Raw genomic sequence first — 20098 nt, 5'->3', positions numbered from 1 at the left:
CTAGGAGAAATCATGCGACACAAGACACTGCTCGCCGGTGCGGGTGCAGCGCTGCTGCTGCTTCTCACCGGTTGCGGCGCCGTCGATACCGGCACCAACGCCGGCGGCGACGCCACTCCGGCCGCCGATGTGCGACCCGAGTCCTGCGACTCGGAGAACCCGTTCATCGCGGTCGCACTGCCCAACCTCACCAATCCGTATTACGTGGCCATGAAGGCCGGCTTCGAAGCCGCGGGTGAGGAGGCGGGCTTCGACGTGCAGGTGCAGATCGCGAACGACGACGATGCCGAGCAGCTGTCGCAGGTGCAGGCCATGCTGCAGCAGAAGCCCTGCGCGCTCGCGCTGAACGCGGTCAAGTCCGAGCCGGGCGCCGCGATCGTCTCCGCTGCGAACAAGGCGGGCGTACCGGTGTTCACGGTCAACGTGGGCGTCGACCCCGAAGCCCTGAAGTCCCAGGGCGCCTCGATCGTGCAGTACCTCGGCGCCGACAACTTCGCCGGCGGCAAGCAGGCCGGCGAGCAGGTCATCGCCGATTTCGGCGCCGACGCGGAGCTCAAGATCGGTTTCGTGACCGAGCCCGACGAGACTCCCACGGTCACCCGTGACAAGGGCTTCAGCGAGGCTATCGCGGCCAACCCCAACGCCGAGGTGGTCGCCACCGTCGACGGCAACGTGAAGCCCGATGACAGCCTCAAGGCCACCACCGAGATGCTCTCGGGCAACCCGGACATCAACGTGATCTTCGCGAGCACCGGCCCCGCCACCTACGGTGCGCTGCAGGCGCTCGGCGCCAGCAGCGACGTGAAGGTGTACGGCTTCTGCGCCTCCGAGGTCAAGCTCGACGGCCCCTACGCCGGCTGCGTCGCTCAGGAGCCCGAGGTCTACGGCCGTCAGGTGATCGAGCAGATCAACGGCTGGATCGACGGCGAAGAGCCCGAGGCGGAGATCCTGCTCCCGCTGAAGATGTTCGGCCCGGGCGAGACCCCGGCACCGGGAGAGGTCGGCTGACCATGAACGCGACAGGGACCGAGATGTCCGGCCGTGGCGCCGGGCTGCAGGTCGATGGAATCGTGAAGAGCTACGGCGGCACGACCGTGCTGCACGGCATCTCGGTCACTGTCGCCCCCGGCGAGGTCGTCGGCCTCGTCGGACACAACGGAGCGGGCAAGTCGACGCTGATGAAGTGCATCTCCGGGGCGGCCAAGGCCGACTCGGGGAGCGTGACCGTCGACGGCGAGGCGGTACGGCTCGGCGACCCGACGGCCTCGATCGAGGCGGGGATCGCGACCGTCTACCAGGAGCTCTCGCTCCTCCCCAACCTCACGGTGATGGAGAACGTCTTCCTCGGGCGCGAGAAGAAGCGAGGCGGCCTGCTCTCGAAGGAGTCCATGCGGCAGGCCAGCAGGGAACTCATCGAGGAGTTCGAGCTCGGGATCGATCCCGACACCCCGGTGAGCGAGATCCCCGTCGCGATCCGACAGCTGCTCGAGGTCGCCATCCGCACCCATCGCAACGCGCGCTACCTGCTGCTCGACGAGCCCACCACGTCGCTCGAGGGCAATCAGGTTGCACGCTTCCTCGACACGGTCCAATCGCTCGCCGCGCGCGGCTTCGGCATCGTGCTGGTGAACCACAAGCTCGAAGAGCTGTACGAGGTCTGCTCCCGAGTAGTCGCCCTCGTCGACGGCGAGGTGCGGATCGACGCGAAGGTCGGCGAGGTCGGCCGCGACGAGGTGGTGGCGGCGATCGCGGGCGAGGATATCGATGTGTCGACGCTCGGGCACAAGCCGCACGCTCCCGCACCGAGCGACGCCAAGGTCACCGTCGAGGCCAGAGGGCTCACGACCCGCACCCTGCGCGACGTGAATCTGCGCGCGTACGAGGGCCGGATCCTCGGCATCTACGGGCTGGTCGGCGCCGGTCGCACCGAGACCCTCCGCGCGATCGCGGGCATCGATCGGATCGAAGGCGGCGAGCTGATCGTCGACGGCGCGAAGCGGCACCCCAGGTCGCCTTCGGAGGCGTCGAAGCTCGGGATCGCCTACGTCACCGAGGAGCGCAAGCAGGACGGGATCGTTCCGCAGCTCGACTCGACCCTGAACCTCATGCTCCCGGTCCTCTCCACGGTCTCGACGGCCGGCTTCCTGCGCCGACGGGCCATGCACCGCCGCGCCGACGAGCTGATGAACGTGATGCGCGTGCGCGGGAACCGCCAGGCTCCGGTGGAACGGCTCTCCGGAGGCAACCAGCAGAAGGTCATCCTCGCTCGGGCGCTCGCTCAGAAGCCCAAGATCCTGCTGCTCGACGAGCCGACGAAGGGCGTCGATCTGGGCGTCAAGGCCGAGATTCACCGGCTGATCAGGTCCCTCGCGCACGACGAGGGCCTCACCGTCATCCTCGTCTCGAGCGAGGAGGAGGAGGTCGCGGATGTCGCGGATGACGTCATGGTCATGAGCGGCGGCCACGCCGACGGCGAGTACGTCGCCGACGACGACCGCACCCCTCACGCGCTGCGGCGCATCGCCTGGGCGGCCGCGTAGGCCGGGTCGGCCCCGCCCGTACCCTCCGCGCGCGCCGCCGCGGGCCCGCAATCCCACTCGAACCACTCAAGAACTGGAAGCCACGACATGTCCCTCGACGCCCGACTCCTCGAAGCCGCCCGCAAGACGATCACCGATGAGGCCGCGGCCGTCGCAGCCGCCGCCGAGCAGCTCGATGAGAGCTTCCTCTCGGTGTTCGAGCAGCTGATGGCCTGCACCGGGAAGGTCTTCGTCGTCGGCTCGGGCACCTCGGGCGCGATCGCGCGACGCATGGCGCACCTGCTCAGCGTTTGCGGCACTCCGGCGGCTTACCTGGCGCCCATGGACGCGCTCCACGGCACCATGGGGGTGCTCGCCCCCGGCGACATCATGATGACGCTGTCGAAGGGCGGCGAGACCACGGAGATCAACGACCTCATCGAGCTCGCCAAGCGCCGCGACGTGAAGATCATCGCCATCACCTCCAACCCCGAGTCGACCATGGCCGGCCTCGCCGACACGGTCGTCGTGCTGCACAACCGGGAGGGGGCTGATCCCGGCAATGTCATCGCGATGGGCTCGACGCTCGTCACGGCTGTCTGGGGCGACGCGCTCGCGATCCTGCTCATGCGGCAGCGCGGGTACACCTGGGAGCAGATGCTCGAGACGCACCCGGGCGGCGCGGTCGGGAAATCGCACACGCGACCGAGCGCTCTGGACCCGATTCGGTAGTCTCGAGCCCAGTCGGATCGGATCCAGGAGAACACGCATGGCCATCGTCGCCGGAGTCGACGCGTCGACCCAATCGAGCACCGTCGAACTGCGCGACGCCGACAGCGGGGTGCTGCTGGGCGGCGGCCGCGCGCTGCATCCGCTGACCTACCCTCCGGTGAGCGAGCAGCGGCCCGAGGCGTGGTGGGAGGCGTTCACCTCGGCGCTCGGCGCGGCTGCGACCGATGCCGGCGTCGCGATCTCCGATATCGACGCGATCAGCGTCGCGGGCCAGTGCCACGGCCTCGTCATGCTCGACGCCGATGGCAGGCCGCTGCGCGCCGCGAAGCTCTGGAACGATACGACCTCGGCCCCGCAATCCGAGCGCATGGTCGCCGAGCTGGGCGGAGACGCCTGGGCGGAGGCGGTCGGATCGGTGCCCATCGCCGCCTTCACGATCTCGAAGCTGGCGTGGATGGCTGAGCACGAGCCCGAGGTGCTGGCTCGCACAGCGCGGATCATGCAGCCTCACGACTACCTCACCTTCCGCCTCACCGGTCGCGCGGTCACGGATCGCTCGGAAGCCTCCGGCACCGGGTACTACGCCGCGCACGAGGGGCGCTGGCGCCTCGATCTGCTCGACCGCTTCGTGGCGCCGCGCGATTGGGCGCCGATGCTCTCGACGGTGCTCGGGCCGGACGAGCCGGCCGGAACCGTCTGCGCGGCCGCGGCGGACGAACTCGGTCTGCGCAGAGACGCGATCGTCGGCGCCGGCGGCGGCGACCAGCATCTCGGGGCCGTGGGCCTGGGGCTGCGGGACGGCGACGTGGCGTACAGCATCGGCACCTCGGGTGTCGTGATGACCATGAACGAGCAGCCGGTGTTCGACGGCAGCGGGATCGTGACCGGCGTCGCGAACGCGGTGGGCGGGTACCTGCCGCTGGCCTGCACGCTCAACTCGACCAAGGTCACCGACTGGGCCGCGCGCACGCTCGGCGTCGGTATCGAGGAGCTCGGCGCGATGGCGCTCAGCGTCGACGCCGAGGGGGCGCCGCCGGCGGGCAGGCCGGTGTTCGCTGCGTACCTCGACGGGGAACGAACGCCCAACAGGCCGTTGGCGACAGGGACGATCGCCGGCCTGACCACCGCGACGAGCCGCGAGGAGATCGCGCGGGCGGCCTTCGAGGGTGTGCTGTTCGGCATGCTGAACGCGCACGAGCACCTGCAGACCGTGGGCGCCGACGCCGATGGCGAGGTCATGGTCATGGGCGGCGGTGCGAGAGGGATCGCCTACCGCCAGATCCTCGCCGACCTTCTCGGGCGACCGGTGGTGGTGCGCGACGTGGAGGAGTCGACGGCACGCGGAGCCGCGATCCAGGCTGCCGCGGTGCTGCGCGGCCGGCCGGTGGCGGAGCTCGCGGAGGAGCTGCGGCCGGCCGCCCTCGTGGCGACCGAACCCCGAGATTCGGACTACACGGCGGTTCGCGAGCGCTATCGGACGCTCGCGGAGTGGACTGGAACGGACCGCGCTGGTGACGACGCAATTGGAGGAGTCAGATGAACACGCGCCGCATTCGATGGTACGCCGACTCGGCGAATGAGGGCGAGGTGCTGCGACTGCTCGACGAGGGGCTCGTGTGCGGCGTGACGACCAATCCCGAGATCCTACGCGCGGACGGCGTGACGCTCGGGCGCCTGCCCGAGCTCGCGCGCAGCTGGGTGGGGCACGGAGCCGAGGAGGTGTTCTTCCAGACCTGGGGGAGCACCGCCGACGAGATGGTCGAGCATGCCCGCGAGCTGCTCGGGATATCGCCCCGGGTGTGCATCAAGGCCCCGGCGACCGAGATCGGGTTCTCGGCCGCCGCGCGACTGGTGAAGGAGGGGGCCACGGTTCTCGTGACCGCCGTGTACAACCCGGTGCAGGCGCTGGCAGCCGCGTCCATCGGAGCCCGGTACATCGCGCCGTACCTCGGGCGGCTCGATGACGCCGGCTACGACGGCGCGGGCATCATCGACACGATGGCCAGCGCGGTCGCCGGAACCGGCACCGAGGTGCTCGCGGCGAGCCTGCGCTCTCCCGACCGCATCCTCGACCTCGCCCAGTGCGGCGTGAACGCGTTCACCGCTAAACCGGCCGTGCTGCGTCAGGCGCTCCGCGCAGAGGCGTCGGATGCATCGGCCCGCGCCTTCGAGGAGGCCATGGAGAGCGTCGTCGACTAGAGCTCGTCGGTTAGAGCTCGTGGGCGTCGAGGATCGTGTAGCTGTACCCCTGCTCGGCGAGGAAGCGCTGACGGTTCTGCGCGAAATCCTGGTCGACCGTGTCGCGGGCGATCAGCGTGTAGAACGACGCGGTGATGCCCTCAGCCTTGGGGCGCAGCAGTCGGCCGAGGCGCTGCGCCTCCTCCTGACGTGAGCCGAAGGAACCCGAGATCTGGATCGCCACCGATGCGTCGGGGAGATCCACCGAGAAGTTCGCGACCTTCGACACGACCAGGATGCGCTCCTCCCCGTCGCGGAACGCCTGGAACAGCTGCTCGCGCTCGTCGACGGGCGTCTGCCCCGTGATCAGCGGTGCGTCGAGCGCCTCCGCCATCGCTTCCAACTGGTCGATGTACTGCCCGATCACGAGCACGCTCTCGCCCGGATGCTTCTCGATGATCCTCTGCGCGATCCGCTGCTTCTCGGGCGTCGACGATGCGATGCGATAGCGATCCTGATCCTCGGCCACCGCGTAGTCCATGCGCTCCGACTCGGGGAGATCGACCCGCACCTCGAAGCACGCCGCGGGCGCGATGAAGCCCTGCGCCTCGATATCCTTCCACGCTGCGTCGTAGCGCTTCGGGCCGATCAGACTGAACACGTCGCCCTCGCGGCCGTCCTCGCGCACGAGGGTCGCGGTGAGGCCGAGGCGGCGGCGCGCCTGCAGGTCGGCGGTGAGCTTGAACACCGGCGCGGGCAGCAGGTGCACCTCGTCGTAGACGATCACGCCCCAGTCCTGGGCGTCGAGCAGCGAGAGGTGCTGGTACTCGCCCTTCCGGCGGCTCGTCAGGATCTGATAGGTGGCGATGGTGACCGGCTTGATCTCCTTCACCTGACCGGAGTACTCGCCGATCTCCTCCTCGGTGAGCGAGGTGCGGCGCAGCAGCTCGTCGCGCCACTGACGGGCCGAGACGGCGTTGGTGACGAGGATCAGCGCCTTCGCGCCGACCGCGGCCATCGCCGCGGCGCCCACGATCGTCTTCCCGGCACCGCAGGGGAGCACGACGACTCCCGACCCTCCGCGCTGGAAGGCGTCGACGGCCTTCGCCTGGTAATCGCGGAGCTGCCACCCCTGCTGCTCGAGGTCGATGTCGTAGGGATCGCCGGGCGTGTAACCGGCGAGATCCTCGGCGGGCCACCCGCGCGCCACGAGCTGCTGCTTGAGCTCGCCGCGCGCCCAGGGCTCGAGCGGGTAGGTGCGCTCGTCGATGCGGTTTCCGAGCAGCGGGGCGATCTTCTTGGCGCTCGTGACCTCCCGCAGGATCGCCGGGTCGTCGGAGCGGAGCACGAGCTGGGGCGCGGTGCTGCCGTCGTCCTGCGCACGTGATGGATCGCCGGATCCCTCCAACCGCTCGATCGTGAGGCGGCCGTACCGCCGCATCGTGTCTTCGATCTCGCTCGCCACCCCGGTCGGCACCGGGAACTTGGCGTAGCGGTTCAGAGTGCCGAGGATCTCCTCGGCGGTGTGGCCGGCGGCGCGCGCGTTCCACAGCCCGAGCCTGGTGACCCGGTAGGTGTGGATGTGCTCGGGCGCGCGCTCCAGTTCGGCGAAGACGGCGAGCTCGTGGCGGGCGTCCTCGGCATCGGGGTGCGCGACCTCCAGGAGCACGGTGTGGTCGCTCTGCACGATGAGGGGGCCGAGAGTCATAGCTGTCGAGTTTACGCGGCGCAGCTTGGAACCTGCCCCGCCGCGGCCCCGTCGGATCGCGGAGTCCCGATCTGCTGCTTCGAGCACGGTGGATCCAGCAGTTTGGAACTCCTCGTTTCGAGGTGGCGGAGGTGGCGGAGGTTGCGGAGGTGGCGGAGGTGGCGGAGGCGGCGGAGCGGGCGGGCGGCGGGGTGCGGCGGGCAGGCGGATCAGGCCGGGTCGACCGCGGTGATAGTGCTGATCGGCAGCGTGCGCTCCACGCCCGCGGCCTGGTCGCTCGCCCGAAGCCTGCCCGCCGTGACCGACACGGGCAGCAGCGTGAAGGTGTGGCTCTGGCCGCGCGCCTCCGCTGTGACGCGCACGGGGCTGCGATCCCGGATCGCGAGTTCGAGCCGCCGCGTGAAGTCCCCCGTGCCCGGTTCAGAACGAGCAGCTGCGAAGACCCGGTCCACGAGCGCGGCGAGGGGTTCCGGCAGCCCGTCCTCGAAGCGCGCGGCGGCGGAGGGGACGGGCGGCGCGGAGGCAGTTTCGGGTACGCCGCCCGATCCCGATCCTTCCCCCGCGCGCTCGAGGGAGGGGACGTCGGAACCGGCTTCGGCGGCGGGTGAGGCGGCCCGCCTGCCCGTCGCGGGGTAGCGGGCATCGCCGAGGGCCGCGAGCACGTGGTCGATGCGCAGGCGGGAGAAGAGCAGCGTCGCGCCGGGAACCTCGGATCGGCCGGATGTGGGATCCCCCGGCGCGGGGCGATGCAGCTGCAGGTGCTGCAGCGCCCGGTCCACGAGTAGGGTCTCGGCCAGGTCGGGGCGTGCGACCACGAGACGGGTGCGGCCCTCGTCGCCGTCGTTCTCCTCGACGAGGATGCTGCCCAGGCGCTCGGCCAGGGAGGTCAGCAGATAGTCGAGAGGCTGCGGAATGCCGGTCGACGAGAGCCGCTCGAAGTCCTCTCGGGCCTCGGCTGCGGTGCGCCCCCGCTCGAGGGCCGATGTCACCGACGCCTCGGTGATGCGCCGCGTCGAAGCCACCCCCACGTGCTCGGGGACGGTGAGGGACGCGATGATCGCCTCATCATCGGGCGAGAGCGGGCCGGGAACGACCACGCTGAGGTCGGGCTGTACGTACACGCCGGGGGAGACGCCCGGGAACAGCTGCTCGACCGCGGAGAGAGCCGCGTCGAACTCGCCGTCGAGCAGCATCAGGCCGACGTCGCTGAGGCGCCCCTGCGCGGTGAGGCCCAAGTGCTCGAGGTCGTCGACGAAGGACCGAGCCGCGGCGAACTCCGCTTCGGGGAGCAGAGGGAACCTGCTCGGAAGCGCCGCAGCCGCCCCCGCGAGATCAGCCCCGTCGCGGTGCTGCAGCGAGGCGCGCAGCGGGGGCGCCATCGCCGCGAGTGCGGCTTCCGCGAGGATCAGCCATCGACGGGTGTGCGAAGACCCCAGCCAGTCGCGCGCACCGGCAGCCGGGATCAGCGCGGCCTCGGAGATCGCGGTCCTGGTGAGGCCGGCCCGGCCGAGGGCCGTGAGTGTGCGGGTGAGGTCGGCGACGTCGACGCTCGTCGTCTCCGATAGAGCGCGCACCGCCGCCACGGCGACGGTGCCGCTGCGGTTGAGGCGGCCCGGGCGCTCCTGCAGCGCACGCAGGCACTCCGCGGCCTGCGCCACGGCGGTGAGGGCCTCGGCGTACCAGGAGCCGTCGCGGTCGGAAGCCGCGTCGTCACTGCCCGTGGCGGCGTCGGTCGCGGGGTCCGCGGCATCGGGGACGCTCGAGTCCTCTGAAACGGTCGCGGGATCGGAGAGAGCTTCGGGATCGATGCCCACCTCCCGGAGCGCGTCGCGCAGCACCGCGTCGACCTCCGGCAGCGTCACGGGATCCTTGTCGTCGCCCTGCCCCTCGTGCCGTTCGACCCCGAGCAGCCCGAGACCGGTCAGCTCGTCGACCTCGGCGGATCCGGCGAGGAGATCGGGTCGCAGCAGAGCAGCGAGGTGCGGACGGTCGAGATCCGCCAGCGTGCGTGCGATCGACTCCGGTCGCAGCAGCTCGGTCGCGAGGCCGATCGGATCGAGCACGTTCGCCGGGGACTGCACGCGTCTGCGGCGTACGAGCGCCTCGAGCGACGGCCGTTCCATCTCGGCGATGGCGGAGGCGAGCGCGAGGATGCCGCTCATGACGGGGAGGCGCTCAGCGCTCGCCGGTGCGTCGGAACTCGGCGCGGCGCCGGCGCTGGCTCAACACGATGAGCAGGATCAGCAGGACGAAGCCGACGGGAAGCCCGAACAGCGAGATCCCGTAGACGAAGGGCCACAGGCCCTCGGCCATGGCGTAGCGGTCGTTCATGCCCACGATGAGCGTGGCGAAGAACGACAGGAGCGCCACCGCGATGATGGTCAGCGACGCGTAGGCGAGAATGCGCTCGAGAAGCGAGGGGGAGCTGGGTTCGGTCGACATCCGCTCCATCTTATCCCCGCTCCCTCCGAGCGCACCGGGGGAGGCGCAACTCGTGACACGACCTCTCAAGCTCCGCGGGCTAGACTTGGGCCGGTATGCGAACACGCAGTGATCGCGACTCGACACGCGGGTGATCCGCCGAACATGAGAGGGACGAGGCATGCCGAACGGCAAGGTCAGGTTCTATGACGAGGCGAAGGGCTTCGGGTTCATCCAGGGGGATGACGGAGCGCAGGTGTACCTGCATGCGTCGGTGATCCCTGACGGCGTCGACGTCCAGGCGGGCACCCGCCTGGAGTACAGCGTCGCCGACGGCAGGAAGGGGCCGCAGGCGCTTTCCGTGCGGGTCCTCGAGACTCCGCGCATCGCCAAGCGCAATCGCAAGTCGGCCGACGAGATGGCCGTCATCATCGAGGATCTCGTGAAGCTGCTCGATGGGCTCGGGAGCCGACTCAAGAACGGCCAGTATCCCGAGCGCGCCCAGGCCCGCAAGGTGGCCACGATGCTGCGCCGAGTGGCGGATGACTTCGATGTCTGAGCGGAACGACGCCGGGCTCGAAGCGCCCGTGAGCGAGCTCGACGCCGAGCCGACCGTCGCCACAGGGCAAGCTGCGGACGCGGCGGAAGCGGTGGAGCCGACCGCCGATCCCGTCCTGCTCGCGGCTCGTCAGCAGGCGAGGGAGGCCCTCGCCGAGATCGCCGACCCTGCGACGATCGGGGCTGAGGCGGGCCACGAGGTGCACGAGGCCCACGTGCTCACGCTCTTCTTCGAGTGCGGGATGGCGGGCTACCCCGGCTGGCGCTGGGCGGCCACCCTCGCCCGCGTGGACGAGGATTCGCCCGTCAACGTGCTCGAGGTCGAGCTGCTGCCCGGCGAGGGATCGGTCGTGGCGCCCGAGTGGGTGCCGTGGTCGGTGCGTCTGGCGCAGTACCGGGAGACCCAGGTCCGCCAGGCGGCTGAAGAGGCCGCGGCGGCCGAGGAAGCGGCATCGGAGCTCAAGGACGAAGACGATGCGGACGCCGAGGCCGACATCCTCGACAACGATTTCAGCGACTACGACGATGAGATCGACGGAGTGGATCTCGAGGACGAGGCAGACGACGACCTCGATGACGACGCCGAGGATCTCGATGACGACGCCGACGACACGGATCTCTTCGACGACTCCGATGACGACGAGGAGCCGGACGACGCGGACGGCGGCGATTCGGCTTCCGACCGCGCCTGACCGCGAGTCCGGCCTCCGACCGCCGGGCACTCATGCACTGAGCCCCTGTTCTTCTCGACGGATTCGAGGAGAACAGGGGCTCAGCGCGTGAAGCCCGGATCTAGCCCAGGCGCTCGAGCACGTAGTCGATCGCGCCGGTCAGCTTGCGCACGTCGTCGGGCTCGATCGCGGTGAACGTCGCGATGCGCAGCTGGTTGCGGCCGAGCTTGCGGTACGGCTCGGTATCGACGATGCCGCTCGCACGCAGCGCCTTCGAGATCGCGGATGCGTCGACGGAGTCGTCGAAGTCGATCGTGACGACCACCTGCGAGCGGTGATCCGGATCCGCCACGAACGGCGTGGCGACCGAGGTGCGCTCGGCCCAGTCGTAGAGCACCTGCGACGACTCGCGGGTGCGCTCGGCCGCCCAGGAGAGACCGCCCTGGCCGTTGATCCAGCGCACCTGCTCGTCCATGAGGCCGAGGGTCGCGAGCGCCGGGGTGTTGAGCGTCTGATTCTTGCGCGAGTTCTCGATGGCGCCGGCAAGGTTCAGGGTCTCGGGGATGTAGCGGCCGGAGGCAGCGACGCGCTCGATGCGCTCGACGGCCGCGGGGGAGACGAGTGCGAACCACAGGCCCCCGTCGGAGGCGAAGTTCTTCTGCGGGGAGAAGTAGTAGACGTCGACCTCGCGGGCGTCGAAGTCGATACCGCCGGCACCGCTCGTCGCGTCGACGACCGTCAGCGATCCCGCATCTCCTGCCACGCGCCGCACGGGGGCCATGACACCCGTGGAGGTCTCATTGTGGGGGTAGGCGTACACGTCGACGCCCTCGACCGCCTCGGCCTCGGAGTGCGAACCCGCGTCGGCGTTCCGCACATCGGGAGCGTCGAGGAAGGGCGCCGAGGCGGCGGCCTTCGCGAACTTCGCCCCGAACTCGCCGAAGGCGAGGTGCTGGCTGCGGCGTTCGATGAGGGAGTGCACCGCCGAATCCCAGAAGGTGGTCGCCCCGCCGTTGGCGAGGAGGATCTCGTAGCCCTCGGGGGCGCGGAACAGGTCGGCGAGGCCGGCGCGCACGCTGCCCACCAGGTCTTTCACCGGAGCCTGCCGGTGCGAGGTGCCGAGCACCCCCGGCTGCAGGGTCGAGAGGAAGGCGAGCTGCTCGTCGCGGACCTTGGAGGGACCGCAGCCGAAGCGGCCGTCGGCGGGAAGGAATTCGGATGGGATCGTGATGTCGGCCATGCGCTATATCTTATCGACGGCCTCGGACGTTCCGGAGTCGCGAGCGCGGGCGGGCTCCCCCGGACGGATATGCGACGGCGCACGGCGCGGCGGCGCCCCGAAGATGCTTTAGGCTAGAACCCCCGGTGCAGGGCGTCGGGGCGATAACGATGTGCAGAGGGGACGGCGATGACGGATCTCATCGATACGACCGAGATGTATCTCCGCACTATCCTCGAGCTCGAGGAAGAGGGGATCGTGCCGCTGCGCGCCCGCATCTCCGAGAGACTCCGCCACTCCGGCCCCACGGTGTCCCAGACCGTCGGCCGGATGGAGCGCGACGGTCTTGTGGTGGTGACCGACGATCGTCGGCTCGAGCTCACGCACGACGGGCGCACCAAGGCCGTGCACGTCATGCGCAAGCACCGCCTCGCCGAGCGACTGCTCGCCGATGTGATCGGCCTCGAGTGGGAGTACGTGCACGAGGAGGCCTGCCGCTGGGAGCACGTGATGAGCGAGCGCGTCGAGCGCAAGCTCATCGACATCCTCGGCCGCCCCACGGAATCGCCCTACGGCAACCCGATCCCGGGCCTCGAGGAGCTGGGCGGGATCCGCACCGGTTCCTTCCAGTCGGGGGTCACCGGCCTCGGCGAACTGCTCATCGAGACGGATCGACCGGTCACCGCCGCCATCAAGCGGCTGGCCGAACCCATGCAGGTCGATCCCGAGCTGCTCGAACAGCTCGCGGCCGCGGGCGTCGTGCCCGGCAGATCGGCCACCTTCAGTCGCAGGGGTGACGTCGTGCACGTCGAAGTCGACGGGTCCGACGAAGCGATCGACCTCCCGTTCGAGGTCGCCGCCCACATTTTCGTCTCGGTGTAGAGGCGAACCCGCGCGAGCGGGTGAACTTGAAAATGAGACGGGCCTGCACCGGCCCGTTCGCAATGGAGCTGATAGACCGAGGAGTCCACATTGTCGCTGCCCACCCCTGAGGTGCACCTTCGCACCGTAGCCGAGACCGTCGAACTTCGAAGCGCCGGGGAACCCGAGTTCCTGCAGGCCGTGCATGAGGTGCTCGACACCCTCACCCCGGTGCTCGCCGAGCACCCCGAGTTCATCGACGGCGGCATCCTCGACCGCCTCGTCGAGCCCGAGCGCCAGCTGATCTTCCGCGTGCCGTGGACCGACGACGAGGGGTTCGTGCGGGTCAACCGCGGTTTCCGCGTGCAGTTCAACTCGGCCCTCGGCCCCTACAAGGGCGGCCTGCGTTTCCACCCCTCCGTGAACCTGTCGGTGATCAAGTTCCTCGGCTTCGAGCAGATCTTCAAGAACGCGCTCACCTCGCAGCGCATCGGCGGAGGCAAGGGCGGATCCGATTTCGATCCGAGCGGTAAGAGCGACGCCGAGGTGATGCGCTTCTGCCAGAGCTTCATGACGGAGCTGGTGCACCACATCGGCGAGCACACCGATATCCCCGCGGGCGACATCGGCGTCGGCGGCCGCGAGATCGGCTTCCTCTTCGGCCAGTACCGCCGCATCACGCAGCGCTACGAGGCCGGCGTGCTGACCGGCAAGGGCGTGGGCTGGGGCGGCGCCGAGGTGCGCACGGAGGCCACCGGCTACGGGGCCGTGTTCTTCGCCGAGGAGATGCTGCTGCGCGCGGGCGAGGGGATCGAGGGCCGCCGGGCGGTGGTCTCGGGATCGGGCAACGTCGCGACCTATGCGATCGAGAAGATCCAGCAGCTCGGCGGCAAGGCGATCACCGCCTCGGACTCGAGCGGTTACGTCGTCGACGAGCAGGGTATCGACGTCGACCTGCTGAAGCAGGTCAAAGGCGTCGAGCGCGCCCGCATCTCGGAGTACGCCGAGCGCCGCCCCGGTGCACGCTTCGTGCCGACCGGCGCGGTGTGGGACGTGCCGGCCGAGATCGCGCTTCCGTGCGCGACGCAGAACGAGCTGAACGCGGATCACGCCCGCGCGCTCATCGCGGGCGGGGTGCGCGCCGTCGCCGAGGGCGCCAACATGCCCACGACCCCGGAGGCCGTGGAGCTGTTCCAGGAGGCGGGCGTGCTGTTCGCCCCCGGCAAGGCCGCCAACGCGGGGGGCGTGGCCACCTCGGCGCTGGAGATGAGCCAGAACGCGGCGCGCTCGCGCTGGGATCGCGACAAGAGCGAGTCCCGTCTGCACGACATCATGCGCGACGTGCACTCGGCCACCTACGAAGCATCCGAGCGCTACGGCCGGCCCGGCGACTACGTGCTCGGCGCGAACTCCGCGGCATTCGTCACGGTGGCGCAGGCGATGCTCGAGCAGGGCGTCATCTAAGCGGTCCGCGCGCTGTCGCGCTCGGGTCGAATCTCTCGATGTCGAGATACTTCAGGGGTTCCGAGCGACTCGGGATCCCTGAAGTTTCAAGGCAAGTTGAGACTTTCGTGACCTGAGCGTGACATTCCCGTGATCTTCGGTTACTCTTAAACGGTCGCGGCTCGAAAGGGCCGTTTCTCACGCAGAGAACCGCAAAGCAACGTTAGGCAGATAATCTCGTGACTCAGAACCCCAGCACGGAGCTCGTAGCCTCCGGCGTCCCCGCTCAGCCGGCCTCGCGGAAGGCGAAGCGAATCGCACAGATGGCGGGTGCAGCCGCACTCAGCTTCGGCCTGGTGGGTACCTTCAGCCTCCCGGCATACGCAACCGCTCCCGATCCCGAGGGCACCATCGACGGCTACCAGGCTCCGGCCCAGTCGCTCGAGGCCAACGCGGTCGATGATGCGGTCGTTCCGATCACCGCTCCCGAGGGCGCAGTCGGAGCCGAGATCCTCGAGCAGGAGCGCAAGGCGAAGGAAGAGGCCGAGGCTGCGAAGCGCGCCGAAGAGCTGAAGGCGCAGCAGCGGCAGCAGCAGACCACTCAGTCGGGGCAGAGCTCCGAAGGGTCTGCAGCCCCCAGCGGTAAGGACATCCCCGCGGGTGCCGGTGCAGAGGGCATCGTCTCCGCTGCTCTGGCTCAGCTCGGTGTGATGCAGGACTGCACCGCGCTCGTCGAGAACTCGCTTCGCGCCGTGGGTATCCCCGCCGGCGATCTCGGCACGCAGATCGGCGAGTACACCGGCCTCGGCGGCACCCTCGTCACCAGCGGCGACTACGCTCCCGGCGACGTGCTCATCTGGTCGGGCCGTCACGTGGCCGTCTACATCGGCAACGGGCAGGCCGTTCACGGCGGGTACGGCGGCAACCAGACCGTCGTCGCCAGCGCCTTCATCGACGGCGCCCCCAGCGGTGTCGTGCGATTCGGCTGATCCGATAAGTTTTCACGCGGCGGGCGGGGCTTCGGCCCCGCCCGCTTCGTCGTCTGCGGGGTAGCGCTGCTAGACTCGCAGAGGCCGTTCATCAGCGGCCAAGCCTTGGTAGCTCAGTGGATAGAGCACTTCTCTCCTAAAGAAGGTGTCGGAGGTTCGATTCCTCTCCAGGGCACCAGACATCCAAGCCGCCTACTCGCCAATGTTCTCTAGGGGAGTAGGCGGCTTTGCTCTTGCCCGGATCGGGTGCTTTGCCCACATTTTGCCCACACTCCACGCGTGCTCCTTCGCCTCAAGCGCGGTACTCTCATCGCATGTGGACCTGTATCGCCTGCCACGGTCCCGCCGACTGTGCTGGCGGGGTCGTGCGCTGCCGTGATCCCGAGTGTGCAGTGGTGCGGATCCTGCCAGCGCTCCCGGAGCGGCTGCCCTGGGAGCCTGAGAAGTAGCGTTACCGCTTGGGTTGTTTCCGCTCGACGGCGTTCGCCCACACCCACACGTCCTGTGGTCCAGCCCATCCCGGCAGCTCCAAACGTACGAGCACGGCTTTCGGGGTGTACGCGATCACCTCACCATCGAAGAGCTTGTCGTCAACCCAGGTGCGGATGAGCTGTAGTGAGACCGTCACCGGCACCGGGTCGCATTCGCGCGGGAGCCCGGTTTCTTCAGCTTGCCTTTTCGAAAGCCCCAGCGGGATCACCCGCGCATTCCACCGGTCGATCATGCGGTCAATATCGGACTCCTGGACAGAACTGGGGCGCCCATCCCGTGATCCCATCAGACTGTCTCCGCTTCCCAATGGTCCCCGTGGCGACGGAGCTCGAGGAGTGCGGTCTCGGTGCCGCCATCGCGTCGCACCCGACACGTCCAGCCGGTCTGTAGCGAGGGCGAGTGCGTGATGAGGGGGTGCTCGATCGTCTCGATAAGAGGCGTGGGGGTGCCTTCGACTCGCCATCTCGCACGTCGGTACACGAGCCGATCAGGTCGGCCGTCTGTCGTCCAGACCACGATGCTCTCCGGCGCGTCCGGGAGGCGAGGCCCGAAGATTGATTCGAACATATGTTCGATTGTAGGCCCCGATTTCGGGAGCGCAAGCCGACAGCGAGAGTCGCTAAATATGCGACGAGCGACGCTCACCACCCAATGTCAGAGGAGCGGTGTAACCTCCTCGACATGGCGATACGAGACAGCACCGGCCTCGATGCGAGCGCATCCCGATACGATGCCGAGCACGCGGAAACGGTCATCGCGGAACTCGAAGCCCAATACGCGGCCGGCGAGATCGAGCGACACGCATACCTCGAGAAGAAGCGCGGACTCGTGCGCCTCTTCCTCAAAGCCACTACGCAGCCGAAGAAGCGCCGCCGCAACGTCGAGAACTACGACGGCGACTAGGGGCTACCGCAGTCCCAATGCGCGGCGTAGCCTGAGCGCATGTGCAACTCGTACGGGCTCGGCGGCTACCTCCACGACGGCGAAGAGCCGCGCAGCCCGCTCCGACCTCTGGACCAGCGCGAGTCCGAGCGTGCGATCGCAGAGTGGGCGCAGGGCCGCGGCGGCAGGGCCGCGATCACGGGGTCGAAGGCCCGCAACCTGAACCCCATCATCCGCGCCGGATCCGATGATCGTGAGCTCGTGTTCGCGTGGTGGTGGCTCTGGCTCGACTCGTCGGGGCCTGCGAAGTTCTCGGCGTTCAACGCGCGCGACGACAAGCTCATGCGCTCATGGAAGAAACCGTTCCAGACTCGCGCCCTGCTGCCCGCCGACTGGTATGTCGAGAAAAAGGGGCGATTCACATTGCCTCAGGGCGAGCAGTTCGGGATCGCGGCCATCACCTCCACCGTCACCACCGACGACGGCGACCTCATCACCTACTCGATGGTGACCCGCGACGCCCCGGCCGGGAGCGAGGCGGCGGAGTACTGGCCGCGGATGCCGCTCGTGCTCCCGCGCGACATGCACGATGAATGGCTCGACCCCGAGCGCCCGGGCGACGCATCGCTCGTCGCCGAGGTGCAGCACGCGTCGGAGGAGATCTCGCGGGAGCTCATCACCACGGCTCCGGAGACGCCCGCACTCTTCTGAGCTGCAGCCCTCAGCGTTACTTCGCGGCGGGTAAAGGGTAGCGGTGGGAGTGGGTGCCCCGAGCCCACTCACCGTCCTAGATCTATTGGGGTTCCGTGGCGCTCCGCGCTGACGATCGGTCCCGCTCGCGGAGCAGCTTGTTGGCTTCTTCCTCCGTGATTAGCGTGAGGCCGCGGGGAGTGTCGGCCATGTGTTCCATCACCTGCACCCACTTACTATTCAGAGATGGTCGCCGACTTCCGCTGAAGTGGAACATGAGCGGGACAGAAGGTGAGATCCACACGGATGTTCGGCCCCGACCTGGGTCGGGCCAGTTCAGCACGAAGCATTCCTTGCGCCGCAGCTTGCTGTGAATGGCGGCCTTCACGTGAGCAAGCTGCCGGTCGTCGACTTCGAAGCGCTCCTTGCCGCCGTAGATCAGGTACCCCATGGCCTAAGCCTGCCACACCTGTAGTGGACGTGGAAGAGAGACCTGACCACTGCAGTAACGAAGAAAAGCGCCCCCGCTCCTCCGAAGAGGGGCGGGAGCCATTTAGAGGAAGCTCGGCGCCAGGCTTCCGCGAAGAAGTGAACCGGCTTAAATCACCACTGTGACTCAGGAATTCCAGCGACCTCTAACGAGCAGTACGCAACGGCCTCAGTCATTGTCGCGGAGTAACGGTCCATTCCCGACGGGATGCATTCCAGTACCTGCATGGAGTCCGGGCCAGCGTAACCCGACTCTTCCAGGCCTCTCTTTACGTTCAGAATCGAATCCCAGAGCGCTTCTTGAGCTGCGTCAGTGGTTACCTGGCCTGCATAAGAAAGCACCTTGTTCGTCTCAGTCGCGATTTCCTCTTGAGTGTGCTCGCCACCAAGGAGGTGGTACACCATATAGATCGCGCTTTCAGTGTCTTCTGTTGAATCACCATTCTCAGATGATGACTTTTGGGTCGGAGAGGAGCATCCGAGCATAGTTGCTCCTATGAGGAGGATTCCGAGGAAAGCTGATCCTGCACTCGAGGCTTTCATCATTAGCCGGCTCCTGCCTATACTCACGACTCGCTGGAGTCCGTCTATTCGTGTGAAACTACTGAGAGCTTACTGCAAGAGAGTGATGCCCTGTGGAACAAAATTAGCCCCCGCACCCGTGCTCGTGAGAGCAGGGGGTGCGGGGGCGCAGTGCGTTGAGCTACTTCGCGTAGCGAGGTTCGTATTGAGGTCGGGCTGCCGAGCCGAGCATGATCTTCTCGACTCCCGGCCAGCGATTGCCGAGCCACTGCGCGACCTTCTGGTAGAGCAGAATAACCGCGGCGATCACGAGCGCCTGGAGCAGCGCGAGGGCGGGCACCGACACGATGCCGGCCTCCGCGATCAGCTCGTCAACCCACGCGAGCGCGGCTGCGAGGGCGGGGATCTGGGCGACGAGGCGGGCGACGAGCACCGCGACGAGCGCGGCCATGATCGTGCGCCGGTCCTGCACCTTGCGATCGGTCTTGGTCTGGGAGGTCATGGGCGGTCCTTTCGGGGGTTGAGGGTGTCTTCGATGTCGGCTGACCACTCAGCCGACCAGTCGAGGTGCTTGTCGACCTTTCGAGTGAGATCACGGATCTCCTCGCCGCGCTGAATGTCTCGCGTGTCGAGACGACCGACGTCCTTGCGGATCCCACGCAGCTCCGACATCTGCTCGTGGTGGCGTTCGTCCAGCTCTTCACGCAGATTGGTGGAGTGAGAGTTCTTGACCTCTTTGCGTGTCGTCGAGGAGTCACGAGACACCTTGCCGAGGACACCGAGCGAGAGAGCTTGTACTGCGGCGATGATCGCGATCCAGATCCCTTCTGTCATTCGTCCTCCCGGTCTCGCCACTTGCGGTCCTGATGTCGGCGGTGCCACATGATCGCGGTGAGCACGCCGAGCACGAGGAGGACAACACTGTAGCCGGAGGCCACGAGCCAGGCGTGCTCACCGAACATCTACTTGCCCTGGCGGAGGAGAGCGCAGTCGCGCTTGATCGCGTTGGCCTGGGACTCCGAGATCTCCTCGAACGTGCCGGTGCCGTAGGCGCGTGCGATGCCGCTGTTGTACTTGCCGTTCGCGGACTCGAACTCGTGGTAGAAACCCGAGCCCGCGTTCGTGATGATGTTGATCTGCTTGCCGGCGCGCTTGAACCAGAAGCCTGCGTTCTTGGATGCCATGAGATCCTCTTTCTCGCTCGCTGTGAGCGTCTTGGTGCGGCTCGCGTCGGGCGAGCCGGTGGTGAGTGCGCGGGGTCGGAGGTAGCCGATGATCCCGCTGAGGGTGAGGTCGGCGATCTGGACCGCGCCGGGGTTCTGGGTGAGGCAGCGCAGCATCCGCCCGCCGTGAGTCACCGCGAGGACGGTCGCGACGTGAGACCACGGGTACCAGGCGGACCCGTACTCCCAGAACGCGACATCACCCGCTCGCGGCGTCGCCGACGCGGGGAGGATGTCGAACCACTGCGTGAGGCCCGCCGCGCGCGCGTTGTGGTAGACGTTGCAGGCGTACCCGCCGTGGGGACGCGTGCCTCCCGCGTTGGTGTAGGTGGGCCAGGCGGGCACGCCGAGCCACATCGCGTAGTGAGACCACTGGTCCCAGCACTGCGCCCCGAACACACCGTCCACATCGATGTACTGATGGCGCACGCGCGCGACGTAGGCCGCGAGATCAGCTTCAGTAGCCACGAGACCTCCTTCCGTGAAATAAGTGAGCCCCGC

General features: G+C 68.2%; 23 protein-coding genes and 1 tRNA gene. 13 read left to right on the top strand and 11 right to left on the bottom strand.

The window, feature by feature from the left end; genetic code table 11:
* Positions 1-12: 12 nt before the first annotated feature.
* The 5 genes from KVY00_RS05840 to KVY00_RS05820 all read left to right on the top strand — a co-directional run bounded on the left by KVY00_RS05840 (position 13) and on the right by KVY00_RS05820 (position 5450).
* Positions 13-1008 (top strand): substrate-binding domain-containing protein, encoded by a 996-nt coding sequence (locus KVY00_RS05840; protein WP_223044759.1) that lies wholly within the window; start codon positions 13-15, stop codon positions 1006-1008.
* 2 nt (positions 1009-1010) lie between these two features.
* Positions 1011-2540 (top strand): sugar ABC transporter ATP-binding protein, encoded by a 1530-nt coding sequence (locus KVY00_RS05835; RefSeq protein WP_223044758.1) that lies wholly within the window; start codon positions 1011-1013, stop codon positions 2538-2540.
* Positions 2541-2627: 87 nt separating this feature from the next.
* Entirely contained in the window at positions 2628-3251 is a 624-nt protein-coding gene (locus KVY00_RS05830) for a KpsF/GutQ family sugar-phosphate isomerase (protein WP_223044757.1), read from the top strand.
* A gap of 37 nt (positions 3252-3288) precedes the next feature.
* Positions 3289-4791: a xylulokinase gene (gene xylB / locus KVY00_RS05825; RefSeq protein ID WP_223044756.1), complete on the top strand. Its 1503-nt coding sequence runs from the start codon at positions 3289-3291 to the stop codon at positions 4789-4791.
* Positions 4788-5450: a transaldolase family protein gene (locus tag KVY00_RS05820; RefSeq protein WP_223044755.1), complete on the top strand. Its 663-nt coding sequence runs from the start codon at positions 4788-4790 to the stop codon at positions 5448-5450. The genes xylB and KVY00_RS05820 overlap by 4 nt, the downstream gene beginning before the upstream one ends.
* Positions 5451-5460: 10 nt before the next feature.
* Here the strand turns inward: KVY00_RS05820 and KVY00_RS05815 are convergent, their stop codons facing one another.
* From KVY00_RS05815 to KVY00_RS05805, 3 genes are all read right to left on the bottom strand, one after another.
* Positions 5461-7137, bottom strand: coding sequence for a DNA repair helicase XPB (locus KVY00_RS05815; RefSeq protein ID WP_223044754.1), 1677 nt, complete (start codon positions 7135-7137; stop codon positions 5461-5463).
* Between the two features lie 209 nt (positions 7138-7346).
* Positions 7347-9299, bottom strand: coding sequence for a helicase-associated domain-containing protein (locus KVY00_RS05810; RefSeq protein ID WP_223044753.1), 1953 nt, complete (start codon positions 9297-9299; stop codon positions 7347-7349).
* A 13-nt stretch (positions 9300-9312) separates the two neighbouring features.
* The gene (locus KVY00_RS05805; protein ID WP_255572786.1) at positions 9313-9579 is read right to left on the bottom strand and encodes a hypothetical protein; all 267 of its coding nucleotides are present in this window, start codon (positions 9577-9579) and stop codon (positions 9313-9315) included.
* A gap of 160 nt (positions 9580-9739) precedes the next feature.
* Between KVY00_RS05805 and KVY00_RS05800 the strand changes: the two genes are divergently transcribed.
* Together KVY00_RS05800 and KVY00_RS05795 are read left to right on the top strand one after the other, a co-directional pair.
* A complete protein-coding gene (locus KVY00_RS05800) occupies positions 9740-10117 on the top strand; it encodes a cold-shock protein (RefSeq protein WP_223044751.1) in 378 nt (125 codons plus the stop codon).
* Complete coding sequence (locus KVY00_RS05795) at positions 10110-10808, top strand: DUF3027 domain-containing protein (RefSeq protein WP_223044750.1); 699 nt, start codon at positions 10110-10112, stop codon at positions 10806-10808. Before KVY00_RS05800 ends, KVY00_RS05795 begins: the two co-directional genes overlap by 8 nt.
* 100 nt (positions 10809-10908) lie before the next feature.
* On the opposite strand, the gene serC is transcribed toward KVY00_RS05795, so the two are convergent.
* The gene (gene serC, locus KVY00_RS05790; protein ID WP_223044749.1) at positions 10909-12027 is read right to left on the bottom strand and encodes a phosphoserine transaminase; all 1119 of its coding nucleotides are present in this window, start codon (positions 12025-12027) and stop codon (positions 10909-10911) included.
* Positions 12028-12195: 168 nt separating this feature from the next.
* On the opposite strand from serC, the gene KVY00_RS05785 reads away from it, so the two are divergent.
* From KVY00_RS05785 to KVY00_RS05770, 4 genes are all read left to right on the top strand, one after another.
* Entirely contained in the window at positions 12196-12888 is a 693-nt protein-coding gene (locus KVY00_RS05785; protein WP_223044748.1) for a metal-dependent transcriptional regulator, read from the top strand.
* Between the two features lie 90 nt (positions 12889-12978).
* Positions 12979-14331, top strand: a complete 1353-nt coding sequence (gdhA, locus tag KVY00_RS05780) for an NADP-specific glutamate dehydrogenase (protein WP_223044747.1) — start codon at positions 12979-12981, stop codon at positions 14329-14331.
* A gap of 302 nt (positions 14332-14633) precedes the next feature.
* On the top strand, positions 14634-15299 hold the full coding sequence (locus KVY00_RS05775; protein WP_223044746.1) for an NlpC/P60 family protein: 666 nt from the start codon (positions 14634-14636) through the stop codon (positions 15297-15299).
* 102 nt (positions 15300-15401) lie between these two features.
* A tRNA-Arg gene (locus KVY00_RS05770) sits at positions 15402-15477 on the top strand.
* A 273-nt stretch (positions 15478-15750) separates the two neighbouring features.
* Here KVY00_RS05770 and KVY00_RS05765 read toward each other — a convergent pair.
* Complete coding sequence (locus KVY00_RS05765; RefSeq protein ID WP_223044745.1) at positions 15751-16023, bottom strand: hypothetical protein; 273 nt, start codon at positions 16021-16023, stop codon at positions 15751-15753.
* Between the two features lie 449 nt (positions 16024-16472).
* On the opposite strand from KVY00_RS05765, the gene KVY00_RS05760 reads away from it, so the two are divergent.
* Together KVY00_RS05760 and KVY00_RS05755 are read left to right on the top strand one after the other, a co-directional pair.
* A complete protein-coding gene (locus tag KVY00_RS05760) occupies positions 16473-16694 on the top strand; it encodes a hypothetical protein (protein WP_223044744.1) in 222 nt (73 codons plus the stop codon).
* Positions 16695-16733: 39 nt separating this feature from the next.
* Positions 16734-17384 (top strand): SOS response-associated peptidase family protein, encoded by a 651-nt coding sequence (locus KVY00_RS05755; protein ID WP_223044743.1) that lies wholly within the window; start codon positions 16734-16736, stop codon positions 17382-17384.
* A gap of 82 nt (positions 17385-17466) precedes the next feature.
* Here KVY00_RS05755 and KVY00_RS05750 read toward each other — a convergent pair whose 3' ends face one another.
* The 6 genes from KVY00_RS05750 to KVY00_RS05730 all read right to left on the bottom strand — a co-directional run bounded on the left by KVY00_RS05750 (position 17467) and on the right by KVY00_RS05730 (position 20065).
* Positions 17467-17814, bottom strand: a complete 348-nt coding sequence (locus KVY00_RS05750; protein ID WP_223044742.1) for a DUF7882 family protein — start codon at positions 17812-17814, stop codon at positions 17467-17469.
* A gap of 152 nt (positions 17815-17966) precedes the next feature.
* A complete protein-coding gene (locus KVY00_RS05745; protein ID WP_223044741.1) occupies positions 17967-18398 on the bottom strand; it encodes a hypothetical protein in 432 nt (143 codons plus the stop codon).
* Positions 18399-18555: 157 nt separating this feature from the next.
* A complete protein-coding gene (locus KVY00_RS05740; RefSeq protein ID WP_223044740.1) occupies positions 18556-18876 on the bottom strand; it encodes a hypothetical protein in 321 nt (106 codons plus the stop codon).
* A complete protein-coding gene (locus KVY00_RS05735; protein WP_223044739.1) occupies positions 18873-19208 on the bottom strand; it encodes a hypothetical protein in 336 nt (111 codons plus the stop codon). The genes KVY00_RS05740 and KVY00_RS05735 overlap by 4 nt, the downstream gene beginning before the upstream one ends.
* Complete coding sequence (locus KVY00_RS15550) at positions 19205-19336, bottom strand: hypothetical protein (protein WP_255572785.1); 132 nt, start codon at positions 19334-19336, stop codon at positions 19205-19207. Before KVY00_RS15550 ends, KVY00_RS05735 begins: the two co-directional genes overlap by 4 nt.
* Positions 19337-20065 (bottom strand): CHAP domain-containing protein, encoded by a 729-nt coding sequence (locus tag KVY00_RS05730; protein WP_223044738.1) that lies wholly within the window; start codon positions 20063-20065, stop codon positions 19337-19339.
* Positions 20066-20098 lie beyond the last annotated feature (33 nt).

This window comes from Leucobacter tenebrionis, from assembly GCF_019884725.1.
In the GTDB taxonomy this organism is placed as follows: Bacteria; Actinomycetota; Actinomycetes; order Actinomycetales; family Microbacteriaceae; genus Leucobacter; species Leucobacter tenebrionis.
This window is presented reverse-complemented; position numbering and strand designations above follow the sequence as displayed.

Excerpts from the sequence above, each read along its gene's own strand:
- serC (WP_223044749.1), bottom strand. The coding sequence starts at position 12,027 with ATGGCCGACATCACGATCCCATCCGAATTCCTTCCCGCCGACGGCCGC.
- KVY00_RS05740 (WP_223044740.1), bottom strand. The coding sequence starts at position 18,876 with ATGACCTCCCAGACCAAGACCGATCGCAAGGTGCAGGACCGGCGCACG.
- KVY00_RS05795 (WP_223044750.1), top strand. The coding sequence starts at position 10,110 with ATGTCTGAGCGGAACGACGCCGGGCTCGAAGCGCCCGTGAGCGAGCTC.
- KVY00_RS05750 (WP_223044742.1), bottom strand. The coding sequence starts at position 17,814 with ATGGGGTACCTGATCTACGGCGGCAAGGAGCGCTTCGAAGTCGACGAC.
- KVY00_RS05745 (WP_223044741.1), bottom strand. The coding sequence starts at position 18,398 with ATGATGAAAGCCTCGAGTGCAGGATCAGCTTTCCTCGGAATCCTCCTC.
- KVY00_RS15550 (WP_255572785.1), bottom strand. The coding sequence starts at position 19,336 with ATGTTCGGTGAGCACGCCTGGCTCGTGGCCTCCGGCTACAGTGTTGTC.
- KVY00_RS05820 (WP_223044755.1), top strand. The coding sequence starts at position 4,788 with ATGAACACGCGCCGCATTCGATGGTACGCCGACTCGGCGAATGAGGGC.
- KVY00_RS05760 (WP_223044744.1), top strand. The coding sequence starts at position 16,473 with ATGGCGATACGAGACAGCACCGGCCTCGATGCGAGCGCATCCCGATAC.
- KVY00_RS05805 (WP_255572786.1), bottom strand. The coding sequence starts at position 9,579 with ATGTCGACCGAACCCAGCTCCCCCTCGCTTCTCGAGCGCATTCTCGCC.
- KVY00_RS05840 (WP_223044759.1), top strand. The coding sequence starts at position 13 with ATGCGACACAAGACACTGCTCGCCGGTGCGGGTGCAGCGCTGCTGCTG.
- KVY00_RS05755 (WP_223044743.1), top strand. The coding sequence starts at position 16,734 with ATGTGCAACTCGTACGGGCTCGGCGGCTACCTCCACGACGGCGAAGAG.
- KVY00_RS05775 (WP_223044746.1), top strand. The coding sequence starts at position 14,634 with ATGGCGGGTGCAGCCGCACTCAGCTTCGGCCTGGTGGGTACCTTCAGC.
- KVY00_RS05765 (WP_223044745.1), bottom strand. The coding sequence starts at position 16,023 with ATGATCGACCGGTGGAATGCGCGGGTGATCCCGCTGGGGCTTTCGAAA.
- xylB (WP_223044756.1), top strand. The coding sequence starts at position 3,289 with ATGGCCATCGTCGCCGGAGTCGACGCGTCGACCCAATCGAGCACCGTC.
- KVY00_RS05735 (WP_223044739.1), bottom strand. The coding sequence starts at position 19,208 with ATGACAGAAGGGATCTGGATCGCGATCATCGCCGCAGTACAAGCTCTC.
- KVY00_RS05810 (WP_223044753.1), bottom strand. The coding sequence starts at position 9,299 with ATGAGCGGCATCCTCGCGCTCGCCTCCGCCATCGCCGAGATGGAACGG.
- KVY00_RS05835 (WP_223044758.1), top strand. The coding sequence starts at position 1,011 with ATGAACGCGACAGGGACCGAGATGTCCGGCCGTGGCGCCGGGCTGCAG.
- KVY00_RS05785 (WP_223044748.1), top strand. The coding sequence starts at position 12,196 with ATGACGGATCTCATCGATACGACCGAGATGTATCTCCGCACTATCCTC.
- KVY00_RS05830 (WP_223044757.1), top strand. The coding sequence starts at position 2,628 with ATGTCCCTCGACGCCCGACTCCTCGAAGCCGCCCGCAAGACGATCACC.
- KVY00_RS05815 (WP_223044754.1), bottom strand. The coding sequence starts at position 7,137 with ATGACTCTCGGCCCCCTCATCGTGCAGAGCGACCACACCGTGCTCCTG.
- KVY00_RS05800 (WP_223044751.1), top strand. The coding sequence starts at position 9,740 with ATGCCGAACGGCAAGGTCAGGTTCTATGACGAGGCGAAGGGCTTCGGG.